25 protein-coding genes, 3 tRNA genes, 1 pseudogene and 1 riboswitch are annotated in these 23,372 nt (G+C 47.1%); of the genes and pseudogenes, 10 read left to right on the forward strand and 19 right to left on the reverse strand.

What is annotated here, in order from left to right:
- Positions 1–205 precede the first annotated feature (205 nt).
- Positions 206–1,243, forward strand: coding sequence for a site-specific integrase (locus FYJ45_RS17640; RefSeq protein ID WP_154466215.1), 1,038 nt, complete (start codon positions 206–208; stop codon positions 1,241–1,243).
- A gap of 20 nt (positions 1,244–1,263) precedes the next feature.
- Here FYJ45_RS17640 and FYJ45_RS17645 read toward each other — a convergent pair.
- From FYJ45_RS17645 to FYJ45_RS17670, 6 genes are all read right to left on the reverse strand, one after another.
- A tRNA-Pro gene (locus FYJ45_RS17645) sits at positions 1,264–1,336 on the reverse strand.
- A 242-nt stretch (positions 1,337–1,578) separates the two neighbouring features.
- The gene (locus FYJ45_RS17650; RefSeq protein ID WP_207708434.1) at positions 1,579–2,214 is read right to left on the reverse strand and encodes a sensor histidine kinase; all 636 of its coding nucleotides are present in this window, start codon (positions 2,212–2,214) and stop codon (positions 1,579–1,581) included.
- A 7-nt stretch (positions 2,215–2,221) separates the two neighbouring features.
- Positions 2,222–2,812, reverse strand: coding sequence for a hypothetical protein (locus FYJ45_RS17655; protein ID WP_154466219.1), 591 nt, complete (start codon positions 2,810–2,812; stop codon positions 2,222–2,224).
- Positions 2,809–3,042 carry a hypothetical protein gene (locus tag FYJ45_RS17660; protein WP_154466221.1) on the reverse strand — a complete coding sequence of 78 codons (234 nt, stop codon included), beginning with the start codon at positions 3,040–3,042 and terminating at the stop codon, positions 2,809–2,811. Before FYJ45_RS17660 ends, FYJ45_RS17655 begins: the two co-directional genes overlap by 4 nt.
- Before the next feature lie 894 nt (positions 3,043–3,936).
- Entirely contained in the window at positions 3,937–4,296 is a 360-nt protein-coding gene (locus tag FYJ45_RS17665; RefSeq protein ID WP_154466223.1) for a methyl-accepting chemotaxis protein, read from the reverse strand.
- Between the two features lie 94 nt (positions 4,297–4,390).
- Positions 4,391–4,783 carry a helix-turn-helix domain-containing protein gene (locus FYJ45_RS17670; RefSeq protein WP_154466225.1) on the reverse strand — a complete coding sequence of 131 codons (393 nt, stop codon included), beginning with the start codon at positions 4,781–4,783 and terminating at the stop codon, positions 4,391–4,393.
- A 440-nt stretch (positions 4,784–5,223) separates the two neighbouring features.
- Here FYJ45_RS17670 and FYJ45_RS17675 point away from each other — a divergent pair, with 440 nt between their 5' ends.
- The gene (locus FYJ45_RS17675; RefSeq protein WP_154466227.1) at positions 5,224–6,639 is read left to right on the forward strand and encodes a S1C family serine protease; all 1,416 of its coding nucleotides are present in this window, start codon (positions 5,224–5,226) and stop codon (positions 6,637–6,639) included.
- Positions 6,640–6,750: 111 nt separating this feature from the next.
- On the opposite strand, the gene FYJ45_RS17680 is transcribed toward FYJ45_RS17675, so the two are convergent.
- The 4 genes and pseudogenes from FYJ45_RS17680 to FYJ45_RS17695 all read right to left on the reverse strand — a co-directional run bounded on the left by FYJ45_RS17680 (position 6,751) and on the right by FYJ45_RS17695 (position 9,012).
- Entirely contained in the window at positions 6,751–7,428 is a 678-nt protein-coding gene (locus tag FYJ45_RS17680; RefSeq protein WP_154466229.1) for a DUF4317 family protein, read from the reverse strand.
- Positions 7,429–7,542: 114 nt separating this feature from the next.
- Positions 7,543–7,899: a hypothetical protein gene (locus FYJ45_RS17685; RefSeq protein WP_021634983.1), complete on the reverse strand. Its 357-nt coding sequence runs from the start codon at positions 7,897–7,899 to the stop codon at positions 7,543–7,545.
- A gap of 357 nt (positions 7,900–8,256) precedes the next feature.
- Positions 8,257–8,687 (reverse strand): annotated as a pseudogene (locus FYJ45_RS17690) (IS91 family transposase); the annotation flags it as partial.
- Positions 8,677–9,012: a tyrosine-type recombinase/integrase gene (locus FYJ45_RS17695; protein WP_330588737.1), complete on the reverse strand. Its 336-nt coding sequence runs from the start codon at positions 9,010–9,012 to the stop codon at positions 8,677–8,679. The gene FYJ45_RS17695 and the pseudogene FYJ45_RS17690, both read right to left, overlap by 11 nt.
- On the opposite strand from FYJ45_RS17695, the gene FYJ45_RS17700 reads away from it, so the two are divergent.
- Genes FYJ45_RS17700 through FYJ45_RS17710 form a run of 3 tightly spaced genes read left to right on the forward strand, consistent with a single transcriptional unit; the run spans position 8,896 to position 10,171 of the window.
- A complete protein-coding gene (locus FYJ45_RS17700; RefSeq protein WP_154466231.1) occupies positions 8,896–9,384 on the forward strand; it encodes an ATP-binding cassette domain-containing protein in 489 nt (162 codons plus the stop codon). The two genes, FYJ45_RS17695 and FYJ45_RS17700, sit on opposite strands and share 117 nt — an antisense overlap.
- A complete protein-coding gene (locus tag FYJ45_RS17705; RefSeq protein WP_154466233.1) occupies positions 9,381–9,647 on the forward strand; it encodes a hypothetical protein in 267 nt (88 codons plus the stop codon). The genes FYJ45_RS17700 and FYJ45_RS17705 overlap by 4 nt, the downstream gene beginning before the upstream one ends.
- Positions 9,644–10,171, forward strand: coding sequence for an ABC-2 family transporter protein (locus FYJ45_RS17710; RefSeq protein ID WP_154466235.1), 528 nt, complete (start codon positions 9,644–9,646; stop codon positions 10,169–10,171). Before FYJ45_RS17705 ends, FYJ45_RS17710 begins: the two co-directional genes overlap by 4 nt.
- A gap of 63 nt (positions 10,172–10,234) precedes the next feature.
- Here the strand turns inward: FYJ45_RS17710 and FYJ45_RS17715 are convergent.
- The 3 genes from FYJ45_RS17715 to FYJ45_RS17725 form a co-directional block, all read right to left on the reverse strand.
- Positions 10,235–10,307, reverse strand: a tRNA-Ala gene (locus FYJ45_RS17715).
- Positions 10,308–10,328: 21 nt separating this feature from the next.
- Positions 10,329–10,401: transfer RNA gene (locus tag FYJ45_RS17720), tRNA-Val, on the reverse strand.
- A gap of 67 nt (positions 10,402–10,468) precedes the next feature.
- Positions 10,469–11,140 (reverse strand): DUF1836 domain-containing protein, encoded by a 672-nt coding sequence (locus FYJ45_RS17725; RefSeq protein WP_154466237.1) that lies wholly within the window; start codon positions 11,138–11,140, stop codon positions 10,469–10,471.
- 267 nt (positions 11,141–11,407) lie between these two features.
- Between FYJ45_RS17725 and FYJ45_RS17730 the strand changes: the two genes are divergently transcribed.
- Positions 11,408–11,701, forward strand: a complete 294-nt coding sequence (locus tag FYJ45_RS17730) for a YerC/YecD family TrpR-related protein (RefSeq protein WP_021634992.1) — start codon at positions 11,408–11,410, stop codon at positions 11,699–11,701.
- 143 nt (positions 11,702–11,844) lie between these two features.
- Complete coding sequence (locus FYJ45_RS17735) at positions 11,845–12,045, forward strand: cold-shock protein (protein WP_025491654.1); 201 nt, start codon at positions 11,845–11,847, stop codon at positions 12,043–12,045.
- Between the two features lie 285 nt (positions 12,046–12,330).
- Here the strand turns inward: FYJ45_RS17735 and hisA are convergent, their stop codons facing one another.
- A complete protein-coding gene (hisA, locus tag FYJ45_RS17740) occupies positions 12,331–13,113 on the reverse strand; it encodes a phosphoribosylformimino-5-aminoimidazole carboxamide ribotide isomerase (protein WP_154466239.1) in 783 nt (260 codons plus the stop codon).
- A gap of 344 nt (positions 13,114–13,457) precedes the next feature.
- Here hisA and FYJ45_RS17745 point away from each other — a divergent pair, with 344 nt between their 5' ends.
- Positions 13,458–13,931, forward strand: coding sequence for a hypothetical protein (locus FYJ45_RS17745; RefSeq protein ID WP_154466241.1), 474 nt, complete (start codon positions 13,458–13,460; stop codon positions 13,929–13,931).
- Between the two features lie 136 nt (positions 13,932–14,067).
- Here the strand turns inward: FYJ45_RS17745 and FYJ45_RS17750 are convergent, their stop codons facing one another.
- The 5 genes from FYJ45_RS17750 to FYJ45_RS17770 form a co-directional block, all read right to left on the reverse strand.
- Positions 14,068–16,029, reverse strand: coding sequence for a fructose-1,6-bisphosphatase (locus FYJ45_RS17750; RefSeq protein ID WP_154466243.1), 1,962 nt, complete (start codon positions 16,027–16,029; stop codon positions 14,068–14,070).
- Between the two features lie 148 nt (positions 16,030–16,177).
- The gene (gene dapB / locus FYJ45_RS17755; protein ID WP_021634999.1) at positions 16,178–16,963 is read right to left on the reverse strand and encodes a 4-hydroxy-tetrahydrodipicolinate reductase; all 786 of its coding nucleotides are present in this window, start codon (positions 16,961–16,963) and stop codon (positions 16,178–16,180) included.
- 51 nt (positions 16,964–17,014) lie between these two features.
- Positions 17,015–17,902: a 4-hydroxy-tetrahydrodipicolinate synthase gene (gene dapA / locus FYJ45_RS17760; protein ID WP_102288111.1), complete on the reverse strand. Its 888-nt coding sequence runs from the start codon at positions 17,900–17,902 to the stop codon at positions 17,015–17,017.
- Positions 17,903–18,115: 213 nt separating this feature from the next.
- A riboswitch (Lysine riboswitch) is annotated at positions 18,116–18,290 on the reverse strand.
- Positions 18,291–18,527: 237 nt separating this feature from the next.
- Entirely contained in the window at positions 18,528–19,013 is a 486-nt protein-coding gene (locus tag FYJ45_RS17765) for a cob(I)yrinic acid a,c-diamide adenosyltransferase (protein WP_154466245.1), read from the reverse strand.
- A 187-nt stretch (positions 19,014–19,200) separates the two neighbouring features.
- A complete protein-coding gene (locus tag FYJ45_RS17770; RefSeq protein ID WP_021635004.1) occupies positions 19,201–19,830 on the reverse strand; it encodes a single-stranded DNA-binding protein in 630 nt (209 codons plus the stop codon).
- A 414-nt stretch (positions 19,831–20,244) separates the two neighbouring features.
- Between FYJ45_RS17770 and typA the strand changes: the two genes are divergently transcribed.
- The gene (gene typA, locus FYJ45_RS17775) at positions 20,245–22,080 is read left to right on the forward strand and encodes a translational GTPase TypA (RefSeq protein ID WP_021635005.1); all 1,836 of its coding nucleotides are present in this window, start codon (positions 20,245–20,247) and stop codon (positions 22,078–22,080) included.
- A gap of 705 nt (positions 22,081–22,785) precedes the next feature.
- The gene (locus tag FYJ45_RS17780) at positions 22,786–23,358 is read left to right on the forward strand and encodes a TetR/AcrR family transcriptional regulator C-terminal domain-containing protein (protein ID WP_021635007.1); all 573 of its coding nucleotides are present in this window, start codon (positions 22,786–22,788) and stop codon (positions 23,356–23,358) included.
- The last annotated feature ends 14 nt before the right edge of the window (positions 23,359–23,372 follow it).

Here is a 23,372-nt window from a genome sequence, read left to right on the forward strand (position 1 = left end):
CCAATATCCTTTTCAATAAACTAACGAAAGTTTAAATATAGAAAAAACGCCCCGGCGCGCCAACGCCAGGGCAAAACCAAATGAATACTATACAGGCCTGGAGGCCGGTAAAGCATCCCTATCACAAGGATATTTTACCACAAAACTCCGGCACCTGTACAGGTGTTATTTTTTTACGCAAAAATAAGGAGGTACAGAAGAAATCATGGCAAAAGCAAAAAAACTACCATCTGGCTCTTGGAGGGCACAGGCCTACGATTATACTGACGATAGCGGGAAAAGACATTATAAGTCATTCACGGCGCCAACAAGAAAAGAGGCAGAATTCATGGCTGCCGAATACCAAATAAATAAAAAGAAGCCTGCTGGGGAAGATATAACCTTTGGCGATGCATTAGAACATTATATAACACAAAGAACACCTGTATTGTCTCCCGCCAGTATCAGAGAATACAAGAGAGCTGTAAAAAATTATAATGATATTCAAAAAATAAAAATAAGAGAAATAACACAGGATATTATACAGGAGCATGTTAATAATTTCAGTATGGGGCATTCTTCCAAAAGTGTACGGGACAATCATGCACTTATCACGGCTGTATTGCGTATATATCGGCCTGACTTTGCTCTCAACACGGTTTTACCGCAGAAACGCAGACCTGAGCTTTATATTCCAACTGATGCTGATATAAAGAAGGTTATCGCGGCCGCTGAAGGAACAGAAATGGAAGTTCCAATCCTTTTGGCAGCTTTCGGACCGATGCGGCGGGGTGAAATTTGTGCCTTGCGGCACGAGGATATATCTGGAAACCAGGTACATGTATGCCGCAACATGGTGATGGATGAACATGGGAAGTATATTATTAAGCAGCCAAAGTCTTACGCCGGTGACAGATTCATTGATTATCCTGACTTCGTAGGAGCAAAACTAAAAGGAAAGTCCGGCAATGTAACAAATTTAAATCCAAATATGATCACCCAGCGCTTCAATCACGTTCTGATTCAAGCTAATGTTCCGCATTTCAGATTTCATGACCTTCGACATTATGGAGCCTCCATCCTTCATGCGCTTGGTATGCCTGATGCATATATTATGGAACGCGGAGGATGGGGTAACGATGGAACACTCAAAAATGTATATAGACATGCATTAGAAGACCAAAAGAAGCAGCTGAATGATAAAGTAAATAAATACTTTGATACTATGCAACACAAAATGCAACACGAAAACAAAAAAGCCTAGTAAATACCAGGCTTTTTCCATCGGAGTGACAAGACTTGAACTTGCGGCCTCTACTTCCCTAAAGTAGCGCTCTACCACCTGAGCCACACCCCGAGGCTTTCTTATGTCGTCCGGGCTTTCGCTCCAACCGACGAATGTTAGTATACAAAAAAATCCCAAATCTGTCAATATGTTTTTTTATTTTTTGCAAAAATATGTTTTGTGATTTTTTTATTATTTTTTGTCACTTATGAAAATGCCCCTAAGAAGCGTCAATGCTTTCATAAATAAACATAACTGTTCTAAAAAATAACGCTTCCCACAAAGGTATTTTCTGACCAGCAATATAAAATCATTCAGCCACTTTCCACCGTAAGATAAAGTAATATATCCACTGTAAATATATTTTTATCGCAGGTTATCTTCATATCACCATTATACTTTTTAATCATATCCTTTACGCTATCCAGTCCCAGGCCATGGTTTTCCTTATCCTCTTTTGACGTTAGAAGTTTATTGTCTGAGGTCTTAATGCAGCCACAATATGAATTGGATACACGAATAAAAAGTATCCCTTTATCCGCGGTAATTTGCAGGGACAGCCATTCCTCCGTCTGCCGTGCTGCTTCAATCGCATTATCAATAATATTTCCAAGAATAACCGCCAGCTCAAATGAACAGGTATGCAAATCCTCCGGTATTTTGACCTGAACATCAACTTTTTTAAGAATAGATACCGCTTTCTCCAGCATAAAATTGAGAATACCATCGATATCCTTATCCCCCGAACTGACATGCTCCCTGGGATTTATCATTGCCTGCTCCATTTTATCAAGATATTCCAACATTTCCGCGTTCTTATTAAGCGAAGCCATACTATACAGCTGCATAATATGATGGACCATATCATGCCGCAGCCGCCTGATTTTTTTCTGCGTCTGCGTGATTGTTTCCAACTGGCCGGAATAAACTTTTACCTTTAACTCCATCATCTCTTTTTCACGGAACTGATGATGCACTTCCATAAGCATATAATACAAATAAAATACAACGATATTGTCTCGCACTAATAGTCACTATATAGCTGCCCTCAAGATCAAGATCCACAAAATAGCTGCCTGTCAGCATATCGCTTTCCTCAAAATAGATATCGCCTTCTTCATCCTCGATCTTAATATCCAGGCTTCCTTTCTGAGTATAACCTTCTATAACAGCGGTCACCGGCGCCCCGATTTTAACATATAAGGCCAGAGCATCATCCGTAAAGTCCTGATTCTTCCTGCTCACCTCATACGGCCAGTCCGCCACAAGTTCAGGGTCAAAGGATTGTCTGTCGAGCAGCCGCCCCAAAAGCCTCAGTCCCAGGCTATTCATTTTATCTTCATACGGATTCTCCTTCACCGGCACAAAGTCAATCCTCTGGTTTGCAGTAATTTTCAAATCAAAGCTGTACCGTCTCTCACCTTCCCCATCAGATATACTGATCCAGCCTTTCCCCCTGGGAATAACTATTTCCTGGTCAATTACATCCTTGTTATTTTCCCTTTTTATAACGATTTCTTCCTCAGAGGAGCGATAAGTTATTTTCATATCGCTTTCCATAGTACCTGATATATGAATGCGGGTATCATTTTTGCCGTTATTTCCGCCAGAACCCTTTCGTCCTGATTTTCTGTCCCGGATAACGTGCCCTTAATCGTATACGCATCCTCGGTCTGCCCCATTGCATAATTTTCATCAGCACTTTCAGCACATCCTCCTATTAGGAGGAAAGCCCCCAATAAAAAACATAAAGCAGCGCTTCCATTCTTTAATCTCATAATTTCCCCAGCCGGATACGGTCACATATAACATAAAATCCAACGATTGCTTATTTCCATTGAAAAAGTATACACTGCATTATCGCCGACAAAATACAGTTTGCTACCCTTCCGGCTTCAGGAAGCCGGACAGTTCCCCGAACTTCTTCTCAGTCCCTCCATTCCTTTGCGGGCAGGCGAAAGTGTTCACGCCGCACAAAAAAAGATGCCTGAAGGAATCTCCTTAAGGAAAAAACAGCTAACCTGAAATTTCCCCCAGATTAGCTGTTCCTCTTCTATTGTTCAATTTTTACTATTTTAGATATATTTCTGAAATGATTTCAGCTCAGGATAGGCAGCCTCCCCCCCCGAAAACCGGAAAAGAATTTGCCGCGTACAGTAATTGGGCTGAAAAGCTATGTTTATCAGTGAAACAAACCGGCATAAGGATACAGTCTTCCATCCATGTCAGTTTTTATATTACAGCTTCCATTATTAAAATCACATGTCAGCTGCAGTTTAAACAAATCCACTGCCACCGATTCCACAATAACATACCAAAACTCTCTTGGCACGTATATAATCGGACAATATCCTATCAATATCTCATCTTTACTGAAAAATTCAACTAAATTTTTGTCATGGCAAAAATATTGTAAAATTTCCAAAACGTATAAATTTTTTCTCATTCGTAGTTACCGTAAATTCTATTGAAAAAAATTATACGCCAGCAGATACAGGCATTCAATATACCAATAGATAATATCCTGCAATAAAAACATTCTAAATGTTAATATTATTCGCCTCTTTAAAATAAAAGGCACAACAGGCGCAGATAATCATCTGCGCCTATTGCATATTCATATCAGACACACTCCTGCAATTCCTTCAGTTTGAACTGCTCCGCCAGATAACTTAATAACTGCGCCTATTCTGCGCCTCCACATCAGCCTGTTTTGCATTCCGGGCATTTTTTTCCACCCGGACCGATATCCCGCTAATCGTACTGGAAACCTCTTCTACGGAAACAGCCTGTTCCGGCGCGCCCCGGGCCAGGCTCTGGGCGCCGGAGGCCACCTGCTCCGAACCGGACGCCACTTCGGCGGAAGCCTGCCTGATTTGAAGCAAGGTCCCGCTCATCCTGACGTTAATCTCATGCATGGACAGCAGAAGCTGCTTCAGTTCCCCTACATAACTGCTTTCAAAATTACTGTGCACATTAAAATTACCGGACGCCATTTCCTTCAGCAAGCTGGATTCGTCACGTACGTCCACCAGGCTGTTCCCCCCTGGTCTTTCCGCTTCTCCAATGGTTTTGTCAAATGGGAATCAATCCCCAACAGCCGGCCTGTCCCTGTATCCCCGCCCCCTATACTTCCTGTTCCTGCTTTCCGCCGTCGGGAACCCGGGAAAATGATACTGTATACTTTTCTATCTGTACATAAATTTCCAGAAGCTCCATAACCTTTCTTTTTCCCTCCTGGTTGAACCTGGAAAAGGCGTCCATAATCTGTTTCTCCAAAAGATGTTCACCCATGCTCCTGCTGCCCGTAAGCGGCGTAAAATCAATGGGATCAAGCTCCAGCAGCATGCATATTTTTAACATTGTACCATAGCTCATGGTATATGCCCCGTTATTCAGCATTGACACCAGTGAACTGTAGGGTATTTCAATTCTCTGTGAAAATTTCCTCAGATTTCCATACTGCCGTTCTATTTCATTTGCCAGATTCTGCGTTTTTGGGTCATCAAATTTTCTCATCGTGTACCTCCCACACCATTTTCCCAGCTGTTCCGTTATATATCATGCCTCATACTTAAGCTTTTCCGCATACAGCCAAAAAAGCATCTCCTCCCTTGCCCCCCCATACAACAGGTTTCATCTTTATTCACATACTAATTGCATTCTAGCATGCAACGGCTGACTGCGCAATCTTTTCCGGTATATTGCCTGATTACAAAGCAGATACCTTAAGGTAAAAGCCGCCCGGACACTCTGTTCCGTTATAAAACCCTGCCGCGTTCATTTTCTTCTGCATGAGCAAAGATAACAGTTCTGGCAGCAAACACAAAATTACCACATTTTTTTCGCACTCTCATCACAATTCCATAATAATTCCATCACAATTTCTTTTTATACTACATCTATGAAACAGGAAATAAAGATTCTTTCATAAAAAAGGTGAAAAGGAGTTGACCATTATGTTTGAATATCAGAATAATAACTATGAAAACAGAAACCAGATGTATGATTATTACCAGATGCCGGAAACCGGCGGCCCGGCTTGCAACAGGCCTTCAGGCCCTAAAAAAACCGGAAAAGCAGGGAAGCTTGTAAAAAAAATCGGCGCCATAACTTTAAGCGCCGCGCTCTTCGGCAGTGTTGCCGCAGGCTCCTTCCAGGCTGTCAACACACTCATCGGCCCTACGGAGACTTCAGATAATACTGCTGCCACAGAAAACACCTCCGCCAGTCTTTTAAAGGCAGCCGCCATTCCCGGCGCAGCGTCTGAAAAGGGCAGCCTTGATGTATCGGATATTGCGGAAACCGTCATGCCCTCCATAGTTTCCATCACCAATAAATCCGTTCAGGAGATACAAAATTACTTCAGCATGTTCGGTTACGGAGGACAGACCATTCCTCAGGAAACAGAAAGCCGGGGTTCCGGCATTATCATCGGTAAAAATGATACCGAGCTTTTAATCGTAACCAACAACCATGTCATTGAAAACGCGGATACGCTTTCCGCAGGCTTCATCGACAACCAGGTTTACGAAGCAAACGTTAAGGGTACGGATCCCGCAAACGATCTGGCCGTAATTGCGGTTCCTCTTGAAAGCATTTCAGCGGATACCATGTCGCAAATTGCAGTTGCATCCATCGGTGATTCCGATTCCCTGAAAGTGGGCGAACAAGTGGTAGCCATCGGCAACGCACTGGGCTACGGCCAATCAGTCACCACAGGTATCGTAAGCGCTACGAACCGTACCATGGGCTCCAATACCCAGGTAGTAAATACCTCTGCTGACGGTTCCGCCCTGCCTACCTATATCCAGACAGATGCCGCCATCAATCCCGGCAACAGCGGAGGCGCGCTTGTTAACATGAAGGGTGAAGTCATCGGCATCAACTCCGCCAAAATGGCCAGCACCGAGGTAGAAGGCATGGGTTATGCCATCCCCATGTCAAGAGTTTCCGATATTATTGAAACCCTCATGAACGAAACCACCCGCACTAAGGTAAGCGCGGATCAGAAATCCAGCATCGGCATTTCCGGCCTTACCGTAAATGAATCTGTTAACAGCATTTATGGCATTCCTTCCGGCGTCTATGTAGCCAGCGTAACGCCAGGAAGCGGCGCAGATAAAGCCGGGATCAAAAAAGGCTATGTGATTACCGGCTTTGACGGCAAAACTATCACGCAGATTCAGGAGCTGACCGAACTTCTGCAGTACTATCCCGCCGGGGAAACCGTGGAAATCACAGTTAAAATCCCTGCCACCGGCGGAACTTATACGGAAAAAACATTATCCGTTACGCTCGGGGCGGCGGAAAACAGCAATAATACCCAAACGGAATCCGGGCAGCAAGAAGACAAAAATAATTCAATTTACTAATATCTTCTTCTGACCCTCCGGCGCATTGTCATTTCAGCAGAAATGTGCGTGTGCCGGAGTTTTTTTCACTTCATCATTTGTTATCTATGTTCAAATTTCCTTCTTCCATATTCATCCATGCAGTCCTCTTCCGGATTTTTCATGCAAAGATGTATGGCTTCGCCCGTCCCCGATTCCCAAAATATCCAGTATCTCCCCGTGGGGCCGCCGCGCATCCTCCTGAAATACATGAATCCGCCCCGAATCCCCGCACCGGTCAATATAAGCAGGGAATAAAAAACCGCACTCCGGCTTTCCCGGTTCATATTCCCCCACCAGCGGGCAAACCGCGCATATCAGATATTCAAATACCTCTTCCGATTCCCAAAGCCGCTCCTTGTCGGAAGCCTTTGCCGGGATATCATAGCAGTCATGGAAAACAAGGATTGCATACTCCGAAGCCGCATGATAATGTTCCATAACCATATCATAAAAAGTATCCATCAGAGCGTCATTCTTCAGCCCGCACGCTTTCATTGCCATAAGCATCTGCCACATACTCCCCGGTTTCTGCACGCTATCCGGGAATTCATAATCCTTCAGATTTACATTGGTTGCCGAAAAAGGAATTGTTTTGGCCAATTCCAGCTTTTTCGCTCTTTCCGGTGAAGATAATTTCAAAAAATTCGTATTAAAACTTCCCTCAAACTCTCCGTCCCTGTCCACATAACACCCTGCAATCCTCGTTATGGAAGTCCGCGAAAGCGTCATCCGCCTCGTAAGCTCCAGCATGTCTTCTCTGTTAATCATACGCTCCTCTTTCCTCACATGCATCAGAATGGGCACCCCTCATTTCTGATTGATGCCCTGCAAAAATACATTTCTTTTTTCAAATCACAGACTGCTGTGGTTTTTCACATCTGTCTACTGCATCAGCTCTTTCTTTTCAAGAATCGCCTCCACGGCAGCACAGGCCGGACAGTCACAATATTTAGCCCCGGCCGCCTTAATTTCCCTGGCATGGGCCGCAATATTTTTTGCATTGTCAGCCCCGAAAACACTGGCTCCTGCTTCGGACTGCGCAAAACTGATTAATCCGTCAACCGTCACGATATCCGCTTCCAGCTCAGCAATATACTTCGCCGTCTCCGCCGCCTCCCTGTCAGTCCCGACCGCATCCAGCCAAACCTGGGCCGCCGCTTTCGCCTCGCTGCTGCAGGATGCAGCGTCCATTAATTCATGTGTTTTTTTCACTACAAAATCCAATACTTCTCTGTCCATAACCTAATACCTTCTTTCCCCGAATTTTGCTTTTATTTTACCATAATTAACGGGTCGGCGCAATTCGGAGCTGCACTAAATTCTTTAGGTTAGAATCGATGATGGGATAAACGAAAAAGCAGTTTTGGCATTCCAGTGAACGGCCCTTTCGTTTACACCATTTTCGATTTGACCTAATTGAACAAAGTGAGTGTCCGGGGAGCCATTACCTATGGACTTTCAATCTTTTGTTCTTACCCATGATTATACAGGATTTTCCTTGCAGAAGCTACAGAAATTAAGTGTTTCCGGATAAATAGGTACGACAATAAAACCTCAAACCTTGAGGCTTCAGAAAACGTATGAAAGAACAAGATTTTAACATCTTTGTGGTATACGAAGCTGTTGTTTTCCAAGATGCCCGCCACAGGATTTACACACACAAATGTTTATCTTATAAAGCTGTTTTAATATTTCCGGCATCTCCTTGCCTCGAAGCTTCGAGAGGTACTTCCGACATCCAAGGAGATTCCGGCATAAAGTAAGTTTCTTGTGTTTGCTGCGGGAACAAAGAAGTCCGTAATGCCGAATCCTGACAAAACGTTTTGGCGGTACATGCATCAGAAACCGCCGTATGAATTCAACACCGGATATGGTCATTCTTTCCATTGTCCTTTGTTTCGGTAATCTTTTACAGAAAAAGTAACGTTTTCATCGTCCATGCGGATGATGCGGTGATTACTGATGGCAATCCTATGGGTATACTTTCCAAGGTAGTCAATCACAGACCGTGCGTCGTTAAAAGTTTTGCAGCGCCTGGATATTTTGCCGTTCTACGCCCTGCTCCATCAGATGAGTTGCAAAGCTGTGACGGAGACAGTGTGGAGTTGCGTTTTTTGGAAGCTCAGCATCGGATACTGCTCGCCGCATCACTTGTTCCAGCGCACTGACGGTTAGGTAATTACCCGTAAATTTATTAGGAAACAGAATTCCACGGGAACGTCCTTTTTCAAACCAGTGTGTAAGGATGTCCAGACACCGTTCGGGAAAGCGGCAGGGAATATCTTCGGAGGCGTTGTCTTCGGCCAGAAATCCAATCTTTGGACAGACCTGCCTGTCGAGGAAAGCTATCAGGCCGTAAAAACCCTGTACCGGCTGGATCCCGGAGAATACAAGAAGAACTATGACATGATTGTGCAGCTGCTGGAGCTTGCCCCGATTTTATCTTCTCCCGCAAGAAAGCTCTCCCTGGGCCAGCGTATGAAGGCGGATATCGGTATGGCTATCCTGCATTCTCCCAGGCTTTTATACCTGGACAAGCCGACTATCGGCCTGGATATTAATATCAAGTATACCATCCGCAGTTTTCTGAGGCAGATGAATCAGGAAAATGGCGTCAGCATATTCCTCACCAGTCACGATTTGGATGATATTGATGAAATCTGTGACGACGCAATAGTCCTTTCCGGCGGAAAGCTTTTTTACAACTGTTTCTGGATACCTTGAAGCAGCAGTATGTCCATGAGCGTTCCATCAGGGTCACCGGCGTCCAGAAGTCCGATATCCGTAAATATCTTCCGGATGCCAGGATTTCCAGGAAAGGCCGCGTCACCCGCATCGATTACCCCATGCAGGCCTACGGGGCGGAAACTGTCCTGAATGCCGTATCCCAGGCCTTTGACATTGAAGATATTTCCATCCAGGCCCCGGATATCGATACGGTGGTTTCCCACATATTTTCCCGGGAAAAGGAGGCGTACGCCTTATGAGAAACTTTCTGAAGCTGACCGCAATGTCCCTGCAGAGCCAGATGTACTATCGGACCAGTTTCTTCCTTAGCGGCATGGGGCTTCACGGGATCGGCGTGGTCCTGTTCGGATTCATCAGCCTGAATTACAGCCTGATCCGGCTGGGGATTTTCCGTCCTGCGTCCATGCTGATGTGCCTTTTCTTTGTCCTCTGCGGCACCATAATCTGTATGTCCAGCTACCTGCTTACAAACAGCCTGGTCTTCTGGTACGATGCGGGCGGCAGGACCAGCATTCCTTATATGATAACCGAAATCGGCTCCTATGCCCGGTATCCGATCATGATCTATCCCAAAATCCTGCAATTTATCCTGCTCTTTGTTGTGCCCTACGCTTTTATCGGCATGGTCCCGGTAATGATCCTTACCGGGCAGCATATGCTGTCCCTGTGCGCGGCACTGGTCCTGATAAGTCTTTTCAGCCTTCTCGGCGCCAGATTTGTTTTCTACAGAGGGATTTTGCACTATGAAAGCATGGGTATGTAAGCGCCGTATAACGATAAAAAAATCCGAACCCCCATAAGAGAGTTCGGATTTAAACTTTTTGAGTGGACCCGAAGGGATTCGAACCCTCGGTCTCTGCGTTGCGAACGCAGCGCTTTCCCAGCTAAGCTACGAGCCCAAATTAATTTTCCGAAAAAAATGGAGGCAACGAGGCTCGAACTCGTGACCTTTCGCGTGTGAGGCGAACGCTCTCCCGGCTGAGCTATGTCTCCATGGGTATTATTTTACCACATTTTTCGAAATTGGCAAGAGAATGTTTGACAAAAATCCTGTAAATTTTCAGGCATTATTACCTGAAGGCCCATTTTCCGCAGTTTCCCTGGCATTTTTAGGCTGTCCTTTTTTCCCCTTAGGAGCCGGTTCGGCGCTGTATGCGTCAAGAAGCTTTTCAATCAGCAGCTTTTTCACGTATACATCAAAACTGAGCATGCAGACAAAAGAGAACAGCTGCAGGAACTTCCGCTCTTCTTCCTCCGTCTCCTTGAAGGTCTGGCCGGCTTTGGTGAATTTCTCCACCAGATCCTTCTTCAATACCTCGACCTCTTCCCTTTCCAGACTGAACACCTCATTGTAAATATCCTCCAGCGTAAGATCGGACTGCCCCTTAAAATACCGTTCCGTAATCGGCTGGAGAATGGTCTGGATATCATTTATGGACATCACACCTTTATAATAGTAAATAAAAATCAGGATCAGAACATGCTCCTTGGAATATTTCTTCTTCACAGGGGGCGGAAGCAGATTGTTCTTTGCATAGTTATTGATCATCGTCTTCGTAAGGATTTTGTCGCCGTCCGGATTCCTGGTACTGTTTTTCAGCTTGCTGTCCATCAGCGTGGTTACCTGATCCATATATAAATCAATATTGGGAATATCCTCCGGCTTTACATAATCAATTCTGTCAAGGCTTTTCAAAATGCTGTTCAGTAAATCTTCTGTCGAAATCGTCATTCTCTGCTCCTGTCTTCCGTCCTTTCATGCACGGACACCGCGGCCCGGAATTCCCAAACTGTAAATATGGAACCGGATATATGATAATATATATCTGTTCTTTATTATATAGTATCGAAAACTACATGACAAGCATAATCTTCCTGGCGCAGACATTTTTCTTTACTTTAAAACTTTAGTATGTTAAAATCGCAGTATATGAGGGACAGAAGTAAACTATATTTTGTCTTCCCTGGATAGACACAGGAATCGTACGGAGGTAAAGAAATGAACAAGAAAATAAAAACAGACGCAGTGGACCATCTGTTCGAAGCTGTTCTGAGACTGGAGAATAAGGAGGAATGCTACAGCTTTTTTGAAGATCTGTGCACCGTGAATGAACTCCTTTCCCTTTCCCAGCGTTTTGAGGTTGCCGCCATGCTGCGTGATCACAAAACCTATCTGGATATCGCAGAGAAAACCGGCGCATCCACAGCCACCATCAGCCGCGTGAACCGCTCCCTGAACTATGGAAACGATGGCTACGAACTGGTATTTTCAAGGCTGAATAAGGAAGCGTAAGCCGGGAAAATTACTGGTAAATATTTTCAGAAAATAAGTGGTATAACGTAAAAAAGCACTTTACATTCGAATATTCTTGTGATATTCTGACTATGTTGCAAGGCAACATACTAATTCTTATTTTTTTGCGGAGGTATCCTAGAATGAACAAAGGTACAGTAAAGTGGTTTAACAACCAAAAGGGTTACGGTTTCATCTCTGATGAAGCAGGACATGATGTTTTCGTACACTACTCCGGACTGAACATGGACGGCTTTAAGTCTCTGGACGAGGGAGCAGCTGTGGAATACGATGTTGTCGAAGGTGAAAAAGGACCCCAGGCTGTTAACGTAACCAAATTATAAGATCAGGCATCCTGTTGACCTGTCTTATCACGAACCATCACAATGTGCCTTTTTTGATCAAATATATATTTGTAGAATAAGCTGTACAGTTGTAATGGATTCCACCAATGGCTCCGCTTCCCCATGTACCGAAACGACCATTGAATTTAAAAAGGAGCGTTCTGAAACCGGCATCTGCCGCATCGGAACGCTCCTTTTATATCTCTGTACAAAATCATATTTTTTCACTTCCGGCCAGCCCGCCACATTTACGCGCCAGAAACCGTTAAAAGCCGCCGGAGTATCTCACAGCTCTTCTTCCGCATATGCCTGTACCCTGTCAAAATCAAGGCTGCCGCCGTAAAGGTTCAGTGCGCTTCCCACCGTAACGTGTATCTTATTCCGGCCCAGCTCCTTAATGCTGCGGATATCCTCCAGGGAGCGGATTCCGCCGGCATAGGTAATGGGTATCCGGTTCCATCTTCCCAGAAGCGCCACCAGATCCTTTTCAATGCCGCATACCTTGCCCTCCACATCCACCGCATGAATCAGGAATTCATCGCAGAAGGAGGCAAACATGTCAAGCACATCCTCATTCAGGATCACCTTCGTATATTTCTGCCACCGGTCGGTAACGATATAATAGGAACCATCCTTTTTCCGGCAGCTTAAATCCAGGACCAGTTTCTTCTTTCCCACGTTCTCCAGTAGGCGGTTCAGATTCTCATAGGAAATCGTCCCGTCACGGAATACATAAGAAGTGACAATGACATGGGAAGCGCCCGCGTCCAGATACTCATGGGCGTTCTCCGCAGTTATGCCGCCACCGGCCTGCAGCCCTCCCGGGAATGCCCGGAGCGCTGAACGAACCTGTTCCCTGGAGCTTTCATAATAGGGGCTTCCCTTCTTGTTGAGAAGAATTACATGCCCGTTTTTCAGTTTTTTTTCCTCAAAAAGCCTGGCATACCAGGCTGCATCCTTCTCAGACACGAAATTTTCCTGCGCGCTGTCACTGATATCCGCCACACTTCCGCCAACCAGCTGCTTCACTTTTCCATTGTGCACATCTATACATGGTCTGAATTCCATTTCTTTATCTCCCTGCCTCTGAATTAGAAAACTTTTTTGTAACTGTTCAGCAGGTCAGCGCATTTACTGCGCTGACCGTAAGAAAATGATTCAGGAGTGCTAAAATCCATCGCCAAAGGCGATTTAGGATGGATTTTAGCAGTAACTGTGAGGGGTACTGAACAGTTACACTTTTTTTTACAAAATTAGGTATATTTTACACGAATTTATCCCATTTGACAATTCCCTTTTCCGAATAAAAAGAATTTTTCCGAACATAATAAAAAACGGACAGATATTTTGTTCAAAAGTGCGCTTCTGTTTTACAGACACACCCAATCACAAAGAAAAAAGGAGTGAGCAAAATGAAAAAGCTGAACAGAATAATACCTGCAGCTCTGATTCTGCTGATGCTTGCCAGTGTTACAGCCTGCGGCAGTAAGAAAAACAACGCGGATGACATGGCAGGAAATACAACAGAGTCTGCTTCTGCTACGGAAGAAACAGCAGGTATGAACAACACCACAGGAAACGGCGCTGCAGGAAACGAAACGGCAAATGAAACAAATACGACAGGTATGAATGAAACAGGCACCATGGAAGGCACTACCGAAACCGCGGGCCTGAATGATACTACCGGTATAAACGGCACCAACAACGGCACCACCGGCGGCAAAAGCACTGCAAACGAAGGTTCCAATATCGTTGACGGCGCCGGAAATGCCATCGATGACGCAGGCGATGCCGTGGGCAATGTTGTTGATGATGCCGGAAATGCAGTAAAGGATGCAGCTGACGGGGTGGCAAACGGCGTCAAGGATATTACCAACAATAAATAATCCTGCCGATTCCTCCTGTCTTTGACCGCAAACCTTTGACCACAAACAGGGCAGGCCCCGCCTGCCCTGTACATATCAGGCCGCCTGTAACATGAAATATCTGTAACTGTGAAAATACCGCACAGTTTTATTTTTATCACACGCCTTTTTCTATAAGCGTACCGTCCCTGTAGGCCGCAAGCAGCTCCTCCAGATAACAGATGCTTTCCTTGAGCTCCGCGCCGATGTCCGTATCCGCAACCCGGATCCGCCTGGGCGCCGTTTCCACAATAATGGAGTCGGAAAAAATATCCGATTCCTTCCGAATGGCCGCCTCCGCCGATTCAAAGGGTTCATGGGCCACCAGCGTCATGCCGTGGGAATTTGCCACCAGCGTATAGCCTGCGATTCCTGTTTTTCCCTGATAGGCCTTGGAAAAGCCGCCGTCGATAATCAGAAGCTTTCCGCCGCATTTAATAGGCGTTTCCCCCTTTTTCAGCTCTACGGGGACATGGCCGTTGATGATGTGGCATTTTTTGTCCAGGCCGAATTCCCGCAGAATCCGGTTAAGCACCTCCTCGTTGTCCATCAGGCGGTAATAGCTGTTCTTTATCTCCACATGGGTGCTCTTATCCTCAACAAAATAGCGTTCGAAGGTGGCCATTTTATCTTTTCCGAAGACCGGGGAATTGGGGCCGGTCCAGATATACCAGATAATATCCTTCCCTTTTTCCCGTTCCTCCTTATCCTGGGAGTAATAGCCCTTTCTGGCATAGTGATCCAGAATATCATACAGCTCCTTACCGCTGTATTCCTTCCCGTAGACGTTCACCTTCAGGAAATTTCCCTCTTCATCCATGGGCACGCAGCCGTGGTAAAGAAGGTTGGAATTGTATACCTTGTAAAGGCTTCCCTTGGAAAAAAGGAAACGTACATGCCGCTGCAGCTTCTCGCAGTGCACAAACGCATGGCGCAGCCTCTCCACCACCTGCTCTTCTTCCTCCGTCAGCCGGTAAGGGTCGGCCGGGTCAATGGTGGGGAAATCCATGTCCTTCATGGCATATTCCGTACCGTTAATGGTTACCGTATTTTTTTCATAATTTATTTTGTCCAGAAGGAGTCTGTCGGCCATGTCGAATTCCGGCCGTTTCTGAATCAGCTGGCCCTCCAGCTTGAACTGGATGATGGCAATGGCTTTGTGCATCTTCATATCCAGCTCCATATCCTTCATGTCGTAATCTTCCCCGTATTTGATGGAAAAAACGCTGCAGTCTGAGTCCGCATAGGTATTCATGGCAAAGGTGGCAAGAGGGATCAGGTTGATTCCATAGCCTTCCTCCAGGATATCCAGGTTGCCATACCGGGCGGAAACCCGGATAATATTGGCGATACAGCTGGTCTGGCCGCTGGCCGCGCCCATCCATACCACGTCATGGTTGCCCCACTGGATATCCACCGAATGGTACTGGCTTAAGGTATCCATAATAATGTGAGGCCCCTTGCCCCTGTCAAAAATATCCCCCACAATATGCAGATGGTCTATCACAAGCCGCTGTACGAGATTACACAGGGCAATAATGAATTCCGGCGCCCTGCCAATGCGGATAATCGTATGGATGATTTCGTTATAATACGCTTCCTTATCCTGCACCTCTTCCTTTTCCGTGATCAGTTCCTCAATAACATAGGAAAAATCCTTGGGAAGGGCCTTCCTCACCTTGGAGCGGGTATATTTGGAGGCTACGCGCTTGGTCATCTGCACCAGCCTGTGAAGGGTGATTTTAAACCAGTCCTCCAGGTTTTCCTGGCTGTCCTCCTCCTGCATGATCAGCTCCAGCTTCTCCTTTGGATAATAAATCAGTGTCGCCAGGCTGCGCTTATCCCTGCTGCTTAAGGTGTTCCCGAATTCTTCGTCGATTTTACGCTTTACGCTTCCGGAGCCGTTCTTGAGCACATGGTTGAACTGCTCATATTCCCCGTGGATATCCGTCAGAAAATGCTCCGTTCCCTTCGGCAGGCTCAATATGGCCTGCAGGTTAATTATTTCCGTGGCAGCATCCGCAATGGTGGGAAACTGCTTGGACAGACTTTTCAGGTAAGTTAATTCCAAATCCTGCATACTTGCTGTTTACCCCTTTCCGATCTCAGGCGCTTCTGAACTTAACAAAAAAGGGAATCCTCAGATTCCCTTTATTTCCGCGGGCAACGAGCCAAGCAGCCATGCCTGCATGGCTATTTGGCGACTGCCGCGGGGGTCAAAGTCCGCATTACACGCCTTCGATTACATCACTCATATCATACAGTCCCGCAGGCTTGCCCTTCAGGAATTTGGCCGCCTGTACGGCGCCCTTGGCAAATACATTCTTGGAGTATGCCGTATGGGAAAAGGTGATGACCTCATCCTCCCCTGCGAAAATCACGTCATGATCTCCTACTATTGTACCACCGCGCACCGCAGAAAGTCCAATTTCTTTTTTGTCTCTTTTCTGCCTTCTGGTGCTTCTGTCATAAACATAGGTGTATTCATTATTAAATTCTTCATTGATGGAATCCGCCAGCGCCAGCGCGGTGCCGCTGGGAGCATCCACCTTCTGGTTGTGGTGCTTTTCCACAATTTCGATGTCAAAGCCAGCCGGGGCCAGCACGCCCGCCGCTTCCTTCAGAAGCTTAAGCAGCAGGTTGATTCCCAGAGACATATTGGCAGATTTCAAAACCGCCGTCTTACGGGAAAGGGCCTTCACCCGCTCCAGCTGCTCCGGGGAAAGTCCCGTAGTGCACAGCACACTGGGCATCAGCTGCGCTTCACAGTAATCCAGCAGCTTATCCACAGCGGCTGCCGAAGAAAAATCAATGGCCACATCCGCCAGCAGGGAACCGTCCTGCCCGCAGGCCTGCCTGTAATCCTCCAGGCTTTTATAAACCGGATAAGCATTGGAAATGTGGTCGGATACGTCCACTCCCGCAATTATTTCCATATCGGCTTCCGCTTCCACCAGACGGGTAATCACCTGTCCCATGTGGCCGTTGCAGCCGTGCATCAGTATTTTTACCATATCATTACCATCCGCGCCGGGGGCGCGCCTTTCTTCCAAACGAAATACGGATTACAGGATGCCGAAATCCTTCATGGCCTTCTCCAGCTTCACCGCATTTTCCTCTTCCATTTCCGTCAGCGGCCTTCTTAAGGGACCTGCCTCCAGTCCCATCAGGTTCATGGCCTTCTTAACAGGGATCGGGTTCACCTCGCAGAATAATGCCTTGCAGAGCGGAATTGCCTTCAGCTGGATTTCCCGGCTGCCCGCCACGTCTCCTGCAAAAAATCTGGCGCACATATCATGGGTCTGTCTGGGCGCCACGTTGGAAAGAACGGAAATCACGCCTTTTCCTCCAAGGGAAAGCAGCGGCACTACCTGATCGTCGTTGCCGGAGTAAAGATCCACATCCTCCCCCGCCATGCTCATCAGCTGGGCCACCTGGCTGATATTGCCGGTAGCATCCTTTACGCCGACAATATTGGGAACCTCCCTGCACAGCCTTACCACCGTTTCCGGAAGGATATTGACGCCGCCGGTTCTTCCCGGGATATTATAAAGAATCATGGGAACATGGATGGCCTCCGCCACGATTTTAAAATGCTCATAAAGCCCCTTCTGGGTAGCCTTGTTGTAATAGGGAGTTACCACCAGAACACCGTCAACTCCAGCCTTTTCCGCTTCCTGGGAAAGATAGACCGCTGTCTGCGTACAGTTGGATCCTGTTCCTGCAATAACCGGGATTCTTCCGGCCGTCTGCTCCACACAGAAACGGATTACCTCCAGATGCTCCTCATGGGTCAGCGTGGAAGCCTCGCCTGTAGTCCCGCATACAATGATGGCATCCGTGCCGCCCGCAATCTGGGCCTCGATATGCTCAGCGAACTTCTCGTAATTGACACTTCCGTCCTCATGAAAAGGGGTGATAATCGCTACGCCTGCTCCTGTAAAAATTGCCATATGCTCCTCCTTGTTTACGCACTGTACTGCGTTTCTTATGTGGCGGCGTCTTCCGGCCCGCCTGATGAAAGTTACCATGAATATAATGCTGCCGGATACGGCAGAAACGGTAACTGACACACAGCTGCAGATTTGTGCAGCCGGCAGCAACAAAAAATTCTCCGGCCATCCTGCTTATGTAAAAATCCAGAGGCGGCCGGAGATAAATTTCCTTTTTATGATAGCGCCCCATCTGTTATAGATGACAGTCATATGGTTGTTCACCCTATGCCCAAGATTCCGGCCGCAGGAGCCTTTCTCTTTCGGCGTTCTCCCCTTTCCCTCTTCCTCAACTGTGCCTGTCACATCGGAAAAGCTACTCTTGAATCACGCAACCTCTATCTGGAAATAATCATAGCACGCGCACAGGTTCCTGTCAACGCGCAGATGTGATGATTATGTGTGTTCCTTTCTCCAAAAAAACGGAGAAGCATGCCCCGCACGCTTCTCCGGCCGCCGCAGGGAAAGTCCCCGCGGAACCAATCTTTATTTTTTTATCCAGCCCCGCTGCCGCCGCTTCCTTGTTATAACGCAGGCAACCCTGCAACGTGGTCTTCCGCAGAGGCATACAGCCGCTGCCGATCCGTCACTTGATTGTGCGTATCTCGGAAACATAGTCTGCCAGGGCGCATACATCCTTATCCAGGGAAATCCCGGTCATGATAATATCCGTCTCACCATCCCTGGATTCAAGGACATTTTTCAAATCCTCCACGGTAATGATTTTATTATCAATCAGGCCCAACACCTCATCCAGTATCAGCATATCGCATTCTCCGGTATTGAGCACCTTTTTGGCATAATTCAGGCCGTTTCTGATATTCCTGGCCTCTTCCTCCTGCTTTTCTTTGGGAAGAGTTACAAAATCTTCATCGGATTTTTCAAAACGGAACAGCTTGATCTCCGGCTCCAGCCTGCGCTGATAATCATTCTCCGTCAGGCCCTTGCCCTTCAGGAACTGGATAATCACTACCTGCGCGCCCTTGGCCGCCGCTATCAACCCACAGCCTATGGCTGCCGGCGACTTGCCGTGTCCTGTTCCCCCATAAATATATACTTTTCCTTCTTCCATATGTACGCCCCTCTACGGTATTTACGCGGTCGCAGCCGCCGTCTTCTTCCGTTCGCCCGCCCTCAGGCAGCGACAGCCAAACAGACCTTCCCGGCGGACTGTCTTTTTTTTCCATTTTTTATCATACCATATGCATCAGGCCGATGCAACTTTTATTGCAGCCGTACAGTTTATTCATAATTTTCCATTATTCTTCAACCAGCTCCAGCTTGCTGACGGACACCTCATAGGCAATCCTTTTTTCCAGCTGGTCCTCGCCGATTTTTTTCATATATTCACGGCTCTGGATTCTGCCCCAGATTTCGCAGCGCTCTCCCACGTTGAAGCCGCCGGCGAAACGGGCGTTGCGTCCCCAGCAGATACAGGGGATGTAATCAGATTTTCCGTACGGCCGGTTTACGGCCAGGAGCACGTCGGCAATTTCCCGTCCCAGAGGAGTCTTTCTGTAAACCGGTTCCTTGCAGATATAGCCGTCCAGGTAAATCTGATTGGTTTTGGAGCTTTCCTCCAGTTCCTCCACAAATTCAATCTCTCTTGCGAATACGGACAAAATCAGTCGGTTCTTTCTCTCTTCGTGGCGGTTATAGGAACGGAATTGCCCGGACACACACACATAGGCCCCTTTATAATCCTCTTCCACATCGAGAAGCCTTTCGGAAACCATCAGGGGGATGATGTCATAAGAATCGCTGAGTCTTGCGACCTCAACGTCCACCATGTAGAAGCCCTCTCCGAAAATCTCGTGGCTGAATTCAAAGTCGCTCACGATTTTCCCCATAATGATTACCTGGTTGTTTTCAATTACCTTATCTGTCATTTTTTGTTCTCCCTTCTTGGGCCCCGGTTTGACCGGAACCGCATGTAAGAATTTTTTCCTGTCATGTATTACTATTTTATGGCACGCAAGCCCATCCTAGAACCGCCATGGGTCGCCCCGATTTCCGTAAAATCGACAGATATCGGGGGTTTTTGCAGGTTTGGTGTTGCAAGTTGATTTTATCGGTGCTATACTATTTTAGTTTGAAGCATTTTGCATAATAATAAGGTAGTTCCTCATGTCGGAATTCTTCCCCGGATTTAGACGGAACGGCATTGTGCCGGTCTTTGGGCGCAGCTCTTCGGCTTCCATAACGCCGACGCGTCAGAATCCGGGGAAAAATTCAGGTATGCGTACTGCCTTTTATGCAGATAATGAACTGTAATCATGTTATGTCCAAGGAAGGAATTTTGTATGAATCAGAAAAGAGAAGACGTGAGGAATGTTGCGATCATCGCCCACGTTGATCATGGTAAAACGACACTTGTAGACGAGCTGCTCAAGCAGAGCGGCGTATTCAGGGAAAATCAGGACGTGGCCGACAGGGTCATGGATTCCAATGATATTGAGCGCGAAAGAGGAATCACGATTCTTTCCAAAAATACCGCTGTTATGTATAAGGGAACCAAGATTAATATCATAGATACTCCCGGGCATGCCGATTTCGGCGGCGAGGTGGAGCGTGTACTGAAGATGGTAAACGGTGTTATCCTGGTGGTAGATGCCTTCGAGGGGCCGATGCCCCAGACGAAGTTCGTTCTCCGCAAGGCGCTGGAGCTGCAGCTGCCTGTTATTGTATGCGTAAATAAGATCGACCGTCCGGAAGCCAGGCCGATAGCTGTTGTAGATGAGGTCCTTGAGCTTTTCATGGATCTGGATGCCAATGACGAACAGCTGGACTGTCCTTTTGTATTCGCTTCCGCCAAGACAGGAAGCGCCACGCTGAACCTGACCGTAAAAAACAAGGACATGAAGCCGCTGTTTGACACCATTGTGGATTATATTCCCGCGCCGGAGGGCGATCCCGAAGCAGGAACGCAGCTGCTTATCAGCACCATTGATTATAACGAATATGTGGGCCGCATCGGCGTGGGCAAGGTGGACAACGGTACCATTTCCGAAGGCCAGGAGGTGGTTATTGTCAACCATCACGAACCTGAAAAGCAGAAGCGTGTGAAGGTGAGCAAGCTCTATGAATTCGACGGACTGAGCAAGATCCCTGTAAAAACCGCTTCCATCGGATCCATTGTGGCGATTTCCGGTATCACGGATATCCATATCGGGGATACCCTGTGCTCTCCCGAGAATCCGCAGCCGATCCCGTTCCAGAAAATTTCCGAACCTACCATTGCCATGCATTTTATTGTAAATGACTCTCCCTTCGCCGGCCAGGAAGGGAAATTCGTTACCAGCCGCCACATAAGGGACAGGCTGTTCCGCGAATTGAACACGGACGTTTCCCTGCATGTGGAGGAAACCGACACTACGGAAAGCTTCAAGGTTTCCGGCCGCGGCGAGCTGCATCTGTCCGTCCTGATTGAGAATATGCGCCGCGAAGGCTATGAATTTGCAGTGAGCAAGGCGGAGGTACTCTACAAGACGGACGAACACGGCAAGAAGCTGGAGCCTATGGAAATCGCTTACATCGACGTTCCCGAAGCTTTTTCCGGAAGCGTTATCGAAAAGCTGAGCCAGAGAAAGGGCGAGCTTATCAACATGGGCGCGGCCAACGGCGGCTATACCCGTCTGGAATTCAACATCCCCTCCAGAGGGCTGATCGGCTACCGTGGTGAGTTCATGACGGATACCAAAGGCAACGGCATCATGAACACCGCTTTCGCAGGCTACGGCCCCTATAAGGGAGAAATCCAGTACAGAAAACAAGGCTCCCTGATCGCCTTTGAAACAGGCGAATCCATCACCTACGGCCTTTTCAATGCCCAGGAACGGGGAACGCTTTTCATCGGACCCGGCGAAAAGGTATACGCAGGCATGGTCATCGGCCAGAACGGCAGAGGCGAGGATATCGAGGTCAATGTGTGCAAGAAAAAACAGCTCACCAACACCCGTTCCTCCAGCGCGGACGAAGCGCTGCGCCTCACCCCGCCCAAAATCCTCAGCCTGGAACAGGCCCTGGATTTCATCGAGACGGACGAGCTGCTTGAGGTAACCCCCAAGAACCTGCGTATCCGCAAGAAAATCCTGGACCCCACCAAAAGAAAAAGAGCAAACATGAACAGGAATTCATAACTGTAAGAATCCTGAGCACCCATAAATATCCAAGAAGCCAATTTAACGCAACTGCCCGGCAGATATCCCCACCTGCCGGACAGTTTTCTATTACTTTTAATTTATCCACACACATCAGGAATATGCACCCATTCCCGTCACCCAAAACAGTCCGTCTGCCTCATAACCAGCCCTTCTCCAACTCCCAATCCAGTCTAATTGCTGCCCGAATATTTGTCAAACAACATCTCCCATTCTGATAAACTCACTTTACATTACAATACGGCAGCTGTCTGAGGAGCCTGCGACGAGTTTCTGCCGTATCAGGACTGCCAAAGCTTACTTCGGACACTTTTAGAAACAACCCAAAACTGAGTAGCATCAGTGAAATACCCGAAGCCCCCCGCCCTGCATGGAACTTTCGTCCCCCCGGGAAGGATGGCGGTGCAAACCCGCCGGGGGCGCAGGACAATGCCGGCACGAAACACGAAGGCCTCCAAAATTTCCCGGCTTTGCTTGCCCCATGGAGAAATTTTGCTTATAATGAATAGGTACGGTGTAACTGTTCAGCAGGTCAGTGCATTTACTGCGCTGACCGTAAGAAAGTGATTCAGGAGTGCTAAAATCCATCGCCAAAGGCGATTTAGGATGGATTTTAGCAGTAACTGTGAGGGGTACTGAACAGTTACGGTACGGTAATAAAATGTCCCGCGTCAGGAGAGAAGAATGGCTGATTCCAATATCACAAAAAATGCGCTTGCATCATCCCTGAAATTGCTGATGACGCAGAAGCCCTTCAGCAAAATCAATGTAAATGACATATGTGAAGGCTGCGGCATGAACCGCAAAAGCTTTTACTATCATTTTAAGGATAAATACGATCTGGTGAACTGGATCTTTTATACAGAATTTGTTTCCAGCATCCATTTGGAGCAGTATGACAACGGCTGGCTGCTGCTGGAGGATATCTGCCGCTATTTTTACAGTGAAAAGGAGTTTTACCGCTGCGCCTTTGCCATTAAGGGCCAGAACTCCTTCCAGGATTATTTTTTTGAAGTGATAAAGCCCCTGATTCCGCTGTTTCTTTCAGACAGTATCGTAAACGGCGAGGATCAGAAGTTCTTCCTTGATTTTCTCTGCGACGGTTTTGTATCCGCCCTCGTCCGCTGGCTTTCCGTAGAAAATGAGACCACCGCTGAGGAATTTGTGGGACATCTGAAAAAAATTCTGCTCATCTTCGCCCGGGAAGTTTTTCAGGAGCTGGGGGACGATGCCTCCGCCATAGATACCGAAAATTAACAATAAAAGGGCTG

Source organism: Eisenbergiella porci, assembly GCF_009696275.1.
GTDB classification, from domain to species: Bacteria; Bacillota; Clostridia; order Lachnospirales; family Lachnospiraceae; genus Eisenbergiella; species Eisenbergiella porci.

Excerpts from the sequence above, each read along its gene's own strand:
- FYJ45_RS17730 (WP_021634992.1), top strand. The coding sequence starts at position 11,408 with ATGAACAAGAAAATAAAAACAGACGCAGTGGACCATCTGTTCGAAGCT.
- dapA (WP_102288111.1), bottom strand. The coding sequence starts at position 17,902 with ATGGCAATTTTTACAGGAGCAGGCGTAGCGATTATCACCCCTTTTCAT.
- FYJ45_RS17680 (WP_154466229.1), bottom strand. The coding sequence starts at position 7,428 with ATGATTAACAGAGAAGACATGCTGGAGCTTACGAGGCGGATGACGCTT.
- hisA (WP_154466239.1), bottom strand. The coding sequence starts at position 13,113 with ATGGAATTCAGACCATGTATAGATGTGCACAATGGAAAAGTGAAGCAG.
- FYJ45_RS17780 (WP_021635007.1), top strand. The coding sequence starts at position 22,786 with ATGGCTGATTCCAATATCACAAAAAATGCGCTTGCATCATCCCTGAAA.
- typA (WP_021635005.1), top strand. The coding sequence starts at position 20,245 with ATGAATCAGAAAAGAGAAGACGTGAGGAATGTTGCGATCATCGCCCAC.
- dapB (WP_021634999.1), bottom strand. The coding sequence starts at position 16,963 with ATGGTAAAAATACTGATGCACGGCTGCAACGGCCACATGGGACAGGTG.
- FYJ45_RS17670 (WP_154466225.1), bottom strand. The coding sequence starts at position 4,783 with ATGAGAAAATTTGATGACCCAAAAACGCAGAATCTGGCAAATGAAATA.
- FYJ45_RS17745 (WP_154466241.1), top strand. The coding sequence starts at position 13,458 with ATGAAAAAGCTGAACAGAATAATACCTGCAGCTCTGATTCTGCTGATG.
- FYJ45_RS17735 (WP_025491654.1), top strand. The coding sequence starts at position 11,845 with ATGAACAAAGGTACAGTAAAGTGGTTTAACAACCAAAAGGGTTACGGT.
- FYJ45_RS17765 (WP_154466245.1), bottom strand. The coding sequence starts at position 19,013 with ATGGAAGAAGGAAAAGTATATATTTATGGGGGAACAGGACACGGCAAG.
- FYJ45_RS17650 (WP_207708434.1), bottom strand. The coding sequence starts at position 2,214 with ATGATGGAGTTAAAGGTAAAAGTTTATTCCGGCCAGTTGGAAACAATC.
- FYJ45_RS17660 (WP_154466221.1), bottom strand. The coding sequence starts at position 3,042 with ATGAGATTAAAGAATGGAAGCGCTGCTTTATGTTTTTTATTGGGGGCT.
- FYJ45_RS17655 (WP_154466219.1), bottom strand. The coding sequence starts at position 2,812 with ATGAAAATAACTTATCGCTCCTCTGAGGAAGAAATCGTTATAAAAAGG.
- FYJ45_RS17685 (WP_021634983.1), bottom strand. The coding sequence starts at position 7,899 with ATGGACAGAGAAGTATTGGATTTTGTAGTGAAAAAAACACATGAATTA.
- FYJ45_RS17750 (WP_154466243.1), bottom strand. The coding sequence starts at position 16,029 with ATGCAGGATTTGGAATTAACTTACCTGAAAAGTCTGTCCAAGCAGTTT.
- FYJ45_RS17675 (WP_154466227.1), top strand. The coding sequence starts at position 5,224 with ATGTTTGAATATCAGAATAATAACTATGAAAACAGAAACCAGATGTAT.
- FYJ45_RS17640 (WP_154466215.1), top strand. The coding sequence starts at position 206 with ATGGCAAAAGCAAAAAAACTACCATCTGGCTCTTGGAGGGCACAGGCC.
- FYJ45_RS17770 (WP_021635004.1), bottom strand. The coding sequence starts at position 19,830 with ATGACAGATAAGGTAATTGAAAACAACCAGGTAATCATTATGGGGAAA.
- FYJ45_RS17725 (WP_154466237.1), bottom strand. The coding sequence starts at position 11,140 with ATGACGATTTCGACAGAAGATTTACTGAACAGCATTTTGAAAAGCCTT.
- FYJ45_RS17710 (WP_154466235.1), top strand. The coding sequence starts at position 9,644 with ATGAGAAACTTTCTGAAGCTGACCGCAATGTCCCTGCAGAGCCAGATG.